Origin of the sequence: Streptomyces silaceus (assembly GCF_001419745.1) — a bacterium.
GTDB lineage: Bacteria > Actinomycetota > Actinomycetes > Streptomycetales > Streptomycetaceae > Streptomyces > Streptomyces silaceus.
Window position 1 is genome coordinate 1 of the sequence record NZ_LIRJ01000332.1, and the last position, 8896, is coordinate 8896.

Below are 8896 nucleotides of genomic sequence, written 5' to 3' on the forward strand. Positions count from 1 at the left end.
CGCGGTGACCTTGCCGGTCTTCAGGTCGACGCGCCAGTCGGACTCGGCGCCCTTGGCGGACGTCGTCTCCGCCTCCCAGGCGGTCGCCGTGCCGTCGTCGTCCAGGTCGACGGAGGTGACCTCGCCCTTGGCGGCGGCGGCCCGCGCGGCGTCCTCGGCGCTGGTGGACGCGCCCTTCAGCGCGGCGTTCACCCGGGCGGCGTCGGCCGCGTCGTCACCGTCGTCGTCCTTGTCGACCCAGGTGTCCAGCACCTTGCCGGTGCCGGGGTCGACCTCGACGTCGTGCCAGGTGCTGCCCTTCAGGACGTCCACGCCCCACACCAGGCCGCCGTCCTCTTCGTCGAGCTCGGCGGAGACCGCGGTGCCGCCGGTCTTCGCGAGGGCCGCCTTGATCGCGTCCGCCGCCGTCACCTTCGCGGCCTTCGCCTCGACGGTGTTCTCCGCGGCGTCGTCGCGGTCGTCGTCCCCGCGGCCGTCGTCCTTGAGCTGGACGCTCGACTTCTTGGCGGCCGACGCCTCGTCGTCGCCGGTGACCGCGAGGGCGGTGGCGGTACCGCCACCGATGAGGGCCACGGCGGCGACGGTGGCGATGACGATGTTGCGCTTCATGAGGGTTCCTCCCGAGTCGTGTCGGCTCTGGTGCCCAGTGGTGCGGCGCCGGTGCCGGATGGCGGCTGCCGAGTGCTCCGGCGCCGGGGCCGTTCGCTTTCGACGAGGACCAATCTGGCGGAGCGATCCTGAACCCGAGCTGAAGCCGCCTGAAGAACTCTTCAGCTTCGCTCTGCGACCCTGAACCCATGCGCCCAGCCGTCTCCCACCACCGCCCTACCGGAGGCGCCACGCGCCACACCTTTCGATTGTTGATCGTGGAGGACGAAAAGCGCCTGGCCCTGTCCCTGGCCAAGGGCCTGACCGCCGAGGGCTACGCCGTCGACGTCGTCCACGACGGCGTCGACGGACTGCACCGCGCGAGCGAGGGCACGTACGACCTGGTCGTCCTCGACATCATGCTGCCGGGGATGAACGGCTACCGCGTCTGCTCCACCCTGCGCGCGGCGGGCAACGACGTGCCGATCCTCATGCTCACCGCCAAGGACGGCGAGTACGACGAGGCGGAGGGCCTCGACACGGGCGCCGACGACTACCTCACCAAGCCCTTCTCGTACGTCGTGCTGGTCGCCCGCGTGAAGGCGCTGCTGCGCCGGCGCGGCTCCGCGGGACCCTCCCCGGTGCACACCCTGGGCGACCTCAAGGTCGACACGGCCGCCCGCCGCGTCTTCCGCGGCGAGGACGAAGTCACCCTCACCGCCAAGGAGTTCGCGGTCCTGGAGCAGCTGGTGCTGCGCGCGGGCGAGGTGGTCTCCAAGGGCGACATCCTGGAGCACGTCTGGGACTTCGCCTACGAAGGCGATCCCAACATCGTCGAGGTGTACGTGAGCACGCTGCGGCGCAAGCTCGGCGCGGCCCTCATCAAGACCGTGCGCGGCGCCGGCTACCGTCTGGAGGCCCCGCGATGAGGCGGCTGTTCGGCTCGGTGCGGGCCCGTGCCACGCTCGGCGCGAGCCTGGTCGTCGCCCTCGCGCTGGTCGCCGCGGGCGCCGCCGTGCTGCTCGCGCTGCGCGCCAACCTCACCGACCAGGCCGACTCCCGGGCCGACGCCGCCGCCCGCAAGGTCGCCCTGCAACTCGCCGCGGACCGCCCCTACGCCGACCTCGACCTGCCCGACGACGAGGACACCCCCGTCCAGGTCGTGGACGAGAGGGGCAGGCTGGTGGCGGCGAGCGACGACCTGGAGCGGATCAGCGGCACCGGGGTCGACGCGGTCACGCCCGGCTCCGCCGCCGGGAAACCGCCCGCCGACGACGACGGGGACGGCGAGGACAAGGGCGAGGGGAAGGGCGACGAGGGGTCCGAGACGGGCGACATCTCCGACGACACCGACTACAGCAACGGCTCGGCCACCGTCGACGGCGAGAGCGCCGACTACCGCTTCGCCGCCGTCGAGGTGGGCACGGAGTCCCGGGGCGACCTGACCGTCTACGCGGGCGGCTCGCTCGCCGACGAACAGAGCGCGGTCTCCACGGCGTTGACGTCGATGCTGATCGGTTTCCCGCTGCTCCTGGTGGTCGTCGGCGGTGTCACCTGGCTGGTGACGCGCCGCGCGCTGCGTCCGGTGGGCGCCATCACCGAGGAGATGGCCGTGATCACCGCGTCGGAGGACCTGGCGCGCCGGGTCCCCGAGCCGCACACGCACGACGAGATCGCCCGGCTCGCCCGCACCACGAACGAGACGCTCACCGCGCTGCAGACCTCGGTGGAGCGCCAGCGCCGCTTCGTCGCCGACGCCTCGCACGAGCTGCGCAGCCCCATCGCCTCGCTGCGCACCCAGCTCGAAGTGGGCGCCGCCCACCCCGAGTTGCTGGACGTCGACGGCGCGGTGGAGGACACCGTGCGCCTTCAGGAGCTCGCCGCCGACCTGCTGCTCCTGGCCCGCCTCGACGCGGGGGAGAGGCCGGGGGACAAGCGGGTCGACCTGGCGGCCTTCGTCCGCGAGGAGCTGTCGCAGCGCACCCGGGACCGCATCGAGGTGCGCGCGGACCTGAAGAGCGTCGAAGTCGCGGGCTCCCGGAGCCAGTTGGCGCGGGTGCTCGGAAATCTCCTCAACAACGCACAGCGGCACGCGCGCTCCCGCGTCTCGGTCGCCGCCAGGCGCGAGGGCGCCTGGGCGGTCCTTGAGGTGTCCGATGACGGGAGCGGCGTGCCGGAGGGCGAGCGGGAGAGGATCTTCGAGAGGTTCGTACGTCTCGACGATGCCCGCAGCCGCGACGAGGGTGGGGCCGGTCTGGGCCTCGCCATCGCGCGGGACGTGGCGGCGCGGCACGGCGGCACTCTCGTGGTCCGGGAGGCGCCGTCGGGCGGTGCGCTCTTCGAGCTCCGGCTGCCCAGCCCTCAGTCGTCGGCGGATTGAGGGACGGTACGGCCGGTCGCGCGGGGGTGGATCAGGGCTTGCCGCGCTGGGCGCGCAGGTGCTCCGCGATCGGGGCCAGGGCCTTGCGCAGATCGCCGAGTGCCTCGGGGGAGACGAGGTCGACGAAGTGCCGCCGCACGGAGGCGACGTGGTGCGGTGCCACCTTCTGCATGGTCTCCATGCCCTCCTCGGTGAGGACGGTGTAGAGGCCGCGCCGGTCCGACTCGCAGTTCTCACGGCGCACCAGGCCCGCGTTCTCCATGCGGGTGATCTGGTGGGACAGGCGGCTCTTGGACTGCAGAGTGGCGGCGGCGAGATCGCTCATGCGCATCCGCAGCTCGTCCGATTCTGAGAGATGCACGAGAATGTCGTAGTCGTTCATGGTCAGGTTGAACGGCTGAAGGTCCTTTTCGAGCTGATATGTCAGCATCCTGTTGACCTCCACGTGGGTGCGCCATGCGCACTGTTCCTCGTCGGTCAGCCACTGCGGGGCCGTCTCGGTCTCCATGGAATCGATTCTACCTAAGAAGTTGAAAGGTGAACGAACGGTGGGGTGTGACGCGCCTCGCACCCCCTGGCTCTCGGAGGGGCACAGGCGTTCGCCGTCACACTCCGCAGACTACCGCTCACAGCCCGAAGCGACGCTGGAGGTCCCCCAGTTGTCCGGGAAGGCGCGGTACCCCCGACTGCTGGCCCGGTTGTCCAGGGGCGCCGCGTCCGCCTGGCACGCCGGCCTGCTGCGGCACCTCTCCGGAGGCCTGCTCCGGCATCAGCGCCTCGGTCGACTGGAGCAGGACCGTGCCGGCGCCCACGAACTCGAACTGGTGCTCCTCACCGGACGTGCCACCGATGCCGGTCAGTGCCCGCACGCCTCCGATCACGCCTGTGAGGTATCCGTGGTCGTAGTGATGGCAGGGTGAAGGGCAGTCCGCCCAGCCCACGAGGGCCTGTGGATCGACGCGGATCGGCGGCTCCATGAACACCACCGGGCCGTTCGACGCGGCGACGAACTTTCCGGTTCCGATCAGGGTCAGGAAGCCCGGAACGATCGACTGCTTCAGCGCGAGAGTTGGCTGAAAAGCGAGGAGGTTGCCGGAGCGAATGGTCAGGTTGCCGTCTTCCAGGTCATACGAATTCACGTCGAAGGCCCGGTCGGCGAGGAGCATCTTGCCCTGGCCGTCCGCCACGACCCAGTCGCTTGCGTGCAGCGGCGAATGAAAGCTGGTCCGGACCAGCCGGTCGAGACGGCCGTGCCCGATGCCGTTGAAGTCGATCCGCCCGTAGTAGGCGATCATCTTCCCCTTCTGCAGGAACCATTGGTTCCCCTTGAGCTCCACGCAGAAGGTGTACGCGTTGACGTTGTCGTCGACCGGGAGCGTCATGGGGTCGAGGACGGCGGGCGCGCCCGCGGGTGTGGACACGTTCGGATTCACAGCTTCTCCTCCGAGGCCTGGACGTAGACCGCGCCGCTGCCCGAAAGCTCCAGCTGGAAGGCCTCGCCGGAGCCGCGGCCCACCATGTCGCGCCAGCCGAGCGCCGTGGACAGCTTGTTGCGCACGTCGCCGTGGTGGGCCACATAGGCCTGCGGGTCGACGTGGACCGGGCGCTGCGGGGTGATGGGGACCTCGATGACGCCGCCGTGCGCCATGACGGCGACCGCGCCGTGGCCCTTGAGGGTCGTGGTGAACAGGCCCTGGCCGCTGACCTGGCCGCGCACCATGCCCATGACGCCGCCCTGTGAGCCCATGAACATCGTGCCCTGCTGGAGCGTGCCGTCGAAGGCGAGGAGGCGGTCGGCCTCCACGTAGAGGGTGTCCCCGGAGAGGCCGATCACCTGGATGTGGTGGCCGCCGTGCCCGAAGAGGACCGTGCCGCTGCCCTCGACGGTCATCAGGGCGGTGGCCTCACCCGCGACCCGGCGCCCGAGCATGGACATCAGGCCGCCCTGCCCGCCCTGGATGTTCGGGGTGAAGGAGACGTCTCCCTTGTAGGCGAGCATGGCGCCGCGCTGACTGAAGATCTTGGCGCCCGGCTGCACCGTGGCCTCGATCATCTTCGAGTTGATCTCTCGGAAGGGCATGTCACACGTCCCCCGCGATCGTGGCGCGCTCACTGGGCTGGACGTAGACGAGGCCGTCGCCCTCGAAGCGGATCTGGAAGGCCTCGCCGCCGCCCTCGCCCAGGAACGTGCGGACGGTCACGCCGGACTGGAAGCTCTGGCGGATGTTCCCCTGGTGGGCGATGTAGGCGCCCGGGTCGACCGTCAGCGGATACTGCTGGGAGACGCGCAGCACCACCGCCGGGCCGTCGGAGACGATCGCCGCCTGGCCGGTGCCCTCGACGGTCGTGGTGAACAGGCCGTTGCCCTGGGTCGCGCCGCGCAGGCCCGTGAAGCTGGTGCCCGTGCGCAGGCCGGCCTCCGTGCACAGCAGATTGCTCGCCTCGACGAACAGCTTGTCGCCCTGCAGCCGCACCAGATTGATCTCGGTGGCGCGGTCGGCGAACCAGCAGGTGCCGTGCCCCTTCACCTCCATCACCGTCATCTGCTCGCCGGTGACGCGACGGGTCACCATGCCCCGTATCCCCTCGCCGCCGCCGGTCATCTTCTTGAAGGCCATCTGGCCGTCGTACGCCACCATCGAGCCGTTCTTCGCCTTGACGGCGTCGCCCGTCATGTCGACGGCGAGCACTCTGCTCCCTTGGAGCCGGAACGTAGCCACGAATCGACGGTAGCCGCCGCGTACCCGCCCAGAACAGGGTGAAGGGCCCTGAGCGAACCCCGAGAACACCCCGATGTCACAATGGGGGTCGCTTGTGCGCGCGTTCACAAGATCGGCGCGCGCCGTGCGTACGCCCCCTCCCGCCGCCCACCCACCCGAAGGTGATCCGTGGACATCAAGACCGCTTCCGCACTCCGCCGCCTCCGCCTGGTCTCGGCCCCCGAGGCCGTCTCCTTCCTGCTGCTGCTCGTCTGCTCGGTGCTGAAGCGGACCACGGAATTCAACGCCGTGCCGGCGATGGGCATGATCCACGGCGTGCTCTTCGTGCTCTACGTGGTGTTCTGGCTCGACGCCTGGAACCGCACGAAGTGGGACCTGAAGACCGGCGCCCTGTACTTCGTCCTCTCGGTCCTGCCGACCGGCGGCTTCTTCGCCGAGCGCAAGCTCAAGCGTGAGGCCGAGAACGCGGTGATCGCCTCCCGCGCCCGCCGCGAGGGGGTTGTGGGCGCATGATCGTCGCCTTCTCCGTGACCCCGCTGGGCGTCGGCGAGGACGTCGGCGAGTACGTCGCCGACGCGGTCCGCGTCGTCCGCGAGTCGGGCCTGCCCCACCGCACCGACGCGATGTTCACGTCCGTCGAGGGCGAGTGGGACGAGGTGATGGACGTCGTCAAGCGCGCCGTCGCCGCGGTGGAGGCGCGTGCGCCCCGCGTCTCGGTCGTCATGAAGGCGGACATCCGCCCCGGTGTGACCGACGGCCTGACCTCCAAGGTCGACACGGTGGAGCGCCACCTCTCCGCGTAACCCCTCGCACTCCTGAAAGCCCCCGCCCTCCGGGCGGGGGCTTTTCTTGTGCCCTCTTGCGCCCCGACGCCGACTTGAGCGACTGCTCAAACACCTGTACCTTCCGTTTAAGCAGTCGCTCAAAAGCATGCTGACGTGGGGGTTCACCGTGAGTCTGTACATCGAGGCGCGGATACGCGCCGATCTCGACGACCTCTGGGCGCGCACCCAGGAGCCCGGTTCGCACCAGCGCTGGGACCTGCGCTTCACCGAGATCGACTACCTCCCGTGCCAGGAGGGCGAGCCGCAGCACTTCCGGTACGCCACGCGCGTGCTGCCCTTCCTGATGGTCGCCGGCACCGGGATCTCCGCGGGGGAGAAGCGCCGGCCCGACGGCACCAGGACCTCCGCCCTGCGCTTCGCCTCGCCGCACCCCCTCTCCCTCCTGGAGGAGGGCAGCGGCTACTGGCGCTACGTACCGACGAACGACGGCGACGGCATCCGCTTCGTCACCGGCTACGACTACCGCCCGCGCTGGGGACGGTTCGGGAGGATCGCCGACCGCGCGGTCTTCCGCCCCCTCATGGGCTGGGCGACCGCCTGGTCCTTCGACCGGCTGCGCCTGTGGCTGGAGCGCGGCATCACCCCCGAGCGGGCCCTCCTGCACGGCGCCGCCGAGTGCGTCGCCCGCGTCCTGTGCGTCGTGGCCGCGGTCCTGTTCGCCCCCATGACGGCCCTGGCGACGGCGGCCCTGATGCTGATGCTGCCGCCCCTGCCGACGACCCCGGCGGCCCGCCGCTGCCTGCGCACCCCGCCGGAACGCGCGCGTGCCCCGCGCATCCTGACCACCCTCGCCACCGCCAAGGAGCAGCAGTCATGACGTCGTCGATCTTCAGGACCGTGATGGGTGCCGACTTCGAGCGGCTGCACCCGCAGATCCGGCGCCGCTTCTCCGTCGGGCTCGCGAGCGGCGAGGCCTGCACCGGGCGGGGCGTCATGGACCGCATCTGGCACGGCCGGGGCTTCGTGAAGCCGTTCCTCGCCGTGGGCGGCACGCGGAACATCCTCGTCCCGCGCCAGGGCAGGAACGTCCCCTTCGTCATCGAGAACGTGCCGTACGCCGACACGTACGGCCGTGAGACGGTGAGCTTCGTGCGCACCTTCGATCTTCCCGGCGGCCCTCGCCGCTTCGACGCCCAGATGGTCATGAGCCCCAAGGGCGACCGCGTGCTCGACTACCTCGGCACGCATCAGCACCTCGCCACCGACCTGTACCTGCGGGCCGAGCCCGACGGCTCGCTCCTGATCCGCTCCGGGCACCACCGCTTCCGGGAGGGGCCGGTGGACTGCCGCGTCCCCGGCCTGATCCGCGGCGACGCGGAGGTCCGCGAGTCCTACGACGACGCGGCGGAGTGCTTCCGCATCCAAGTCCGGGTCACCAACCCGTACTTCGGGCCGCTCTTCGGGTACGAGGGGTCCTTCACGGCGACGTACTCCGACGTCCGGGCGTGCGGGGTGCGGGCCGGGCTGCGGCCCGTGCGCGAGGAGGTGCGGGCGTGAGCGCGGCCAAGGATCCGGCCAAGAGCCAGGAGACGCGGACCAAGCTGCTCGAAGGGGCGTTGCGGACGCTCACGGAGCAGGGGATCGCCAAGACGTCGGCGCGCAGCATCGCGGCGTCCGCCGGGGTCAACCAGGCCCTCGTCTTCTACCACTTCGGCTCGGTCGACGAGCTGCTGGCGGCGGCGTGCCGCTACGGCACGGAGCAGCGGGTCGACCGCTACCGCGAGCGGCTCGCCGGGATCGACTCGCTCTCCGAACTGCTCGCGTTCGGGCGGGAGATGCACGAGGAGGAGAGGGAGGCGGGGCATGTCGCGGTGCTCGGTCAGCTGCTGGCGGGGTCGCAGACGCAGCCTCGGCTCGCCGTGGCGACGGCGGCGGGGCTCGCCCTCTGGGTCGAGGAGATCGAGAAGGTCCTGACGCGCGTGCTGGCCGCCTCCCCTCTCGGGGAGTTCGCCGATCCCGTGGGCCTTGCGCGGGCCGTGGCGGCGTCGTTCGTCGGCATGGAGTTGTACGAAGGGGTGGACTCCGCGGGTACGGAGCGGGCGCTGGAGTCCCTGGAGCAGTTGTCCCACCTGGTGACGGCGATCGAGGACCTGGGGCCCATCGCCCAGCGGGCGGTCCGCCACCATCTGCGACGCCGCCTCTGACCCCGCCGGGGCCGGGGCCACCTCCATCGCCGCCCGGCCCCGGGGCCCGTGCCCGCCTGCACCGGGCTTGGAGCCACCTCTGGCCGAGGGCCTGCTCGGTCCGGCTGCACCGGGGCTGAAGCCACACTTCGCGCCACCCGGCCCCGGGGCCTGTGCCCGCCTGCACCGGGCTTGGAGCCTCCTTCATCGCCGCTCTGTACCGGGGGCTGTGCCCACCCT

General features: G+C 71.0%; 12 protein-coding genes. 7 read left to right on the plus strand and 5 right to left on the minus strand.

Annotated features, from left to right (window positions below):
* Positions 1-609: PepSY domain-containing protein (locus AOK22_RS27720; RefSeq protein WP_055701453.1), on the minus strand; the 609-nt coding region annotated here is incomplete at its 3' end.
* A 188-nt stretch (positions 610-797) separates the two neighbouring features.
* Here AOK22_RS27720 and AOK22_RS27725 point away from each other — a divergent pair.
* Positions 798-1517: a response regulator transcription factor gene (locus AOK22_RS27725; RefSeq protein WP_055701454.1), complete on the plus strand. Its 720-nt coding sequence runs from the start codon at positions 798-800 to the stop codon at positions 1515-1517.
* The gene (locus AOK22_RS27730; protein WP_055701455.1) at positions 1514-2968 is read left to right on the plus strand and encodes a sensor histidine kinase; all 1455 of its coding nucleotides are present in this window, start codon (positions 1514-1516) and stop codon (positions 2966-2968) included. Before AOK22_RS27725 ends, AOK22_RS27730 begins: the two co-directional genes overlap by 4 nt.
* Before the next feature lie 31 nt (positions 2969-2999).
* Here the strand turns inward: AOK22_RS27730 and AOK22_RS27735 are convergent, their stop codons facing one another.
* The 4 genes from AOK22_RS27735 to AOK22_RS27750 all read right to left on the minus strand — a co-directional run bounded on the left by AOK22_RS27735 (position 3000) and on the right by AOK22_RS27750 (position 5688).
* Complete coding sequence (locus tag AOK22_RS27735; protein WP_055701456.1) at positions 3000-3476, minus strand: MarR family winged helix-turn-helix transcriptional regulator; 477 nt, start codon at positions 3474-3476, stop codon at positions 3000-3002.
* Between the two features lie 118 nt (positions 3477-3594).
* Entirely contained in the window at positions 3595-4350 is a 756-nt protein-coding gene (locus AOK22_RS27740) for an AIM24 family protein (protein ID WP_055701462.1), read from the minus strand.
* 47 nt (positions 4351-4397) lie between these two features.
* Positions 4398-5048: an AIM24 family protein gene (locus tag AOK22_RS27745; RefSeq protein WP_055701457.1), complete on the minus strand. Its 651-nt coding sequence runs from the start codon at positions 5046-5048 to the stop codon at positions 4398-4400.
* Between the two features lies 1 nt (position 5049).
* Positions 5050-5688: an AIM24 family protein gene (locus tag AOK22_RS27750; RefSeq protein WP_079036862.1), complete on the minus strand. Its 639-nt coding sequence runs from the start codon at positions 5686-5688 to the stop codon at positions 5050-5052.
* 168 nt (positions 5689-5856) lie between these two features.
* Between AOK22_RS27750 and AOK22_RS27755 the strand changes: the two genes are divergently transcribed.
* The 5 genes from AOK22_RS27755 to AOK22_RS27775 all read left to right on the plus strand — a co-directional run bounded on the left by AOK22_RS27755 (position 5857) and on the right by AOK22_RS27775 (position 8677).
* Positions 5857-6201 carry a DUF3817 domain-containing protein gene (locus AOK22_RS27755; RefSeq protein WP_055701458.1) on the plus strand — a complete coding sequence of 115 codons (345 nt, stop codon included), beginning with the start codon at positions 5857-5859 and terminating at the stop codon, positions 6199-6201.
* On the plus strand, positions 6198-6491 hold the full coding sequence (locus AOK22_RS27760; RefSeq protein WP_055701459.1) for an MTH1187 family thiamine-binding protein: 294 nt from the start codon (positions 6198-6200) through the stop codon (positions 6489-6491). The genes AOK22_RS27755 and AOK22_RS27760 overlap by 4 nt, the downstream gene beginning before the upstream one ends.
* A gap of 148 nt (positions 6492-6639) precedes the next feature.
* Positions 6640-7350 (plus strand): hypothetical protein, encoded by a 711-nt coding sequence (locus AOK22_RS27765; RefSeq protein ID WP_055701464.1) that lies wholly within the window; start codon positions 6640-6642, stop codon positions 7348-7350.
* Complete coding sequence (locus AOK22_RS27770; protein WP_055701460.1) at positions 7347-8030, plus strand: DUF4166 domain-containing protein; 684 nt, start codon at positions 7347-7349, stop codon at positions 8028-8030. Before AOK22_RS27765 ends, AOK22_RS27770 begins: the two co-directional genes overlap by 4 nt.
* Entirely contained in the window at positions 8027-8677 is a 651-nt protein-coding gene (locus AOK22_RS27775) for a TetR/AcrR family transcriptional regulator (protein WP_055701461.1), read from the plus strand. Before AOK22_RS27770 ends, AOK22_RS27775 begins: the two co-directional genes overlap by 4 nt.
* Positions 8678-8896: the final 219 nt, after the last annotated feature.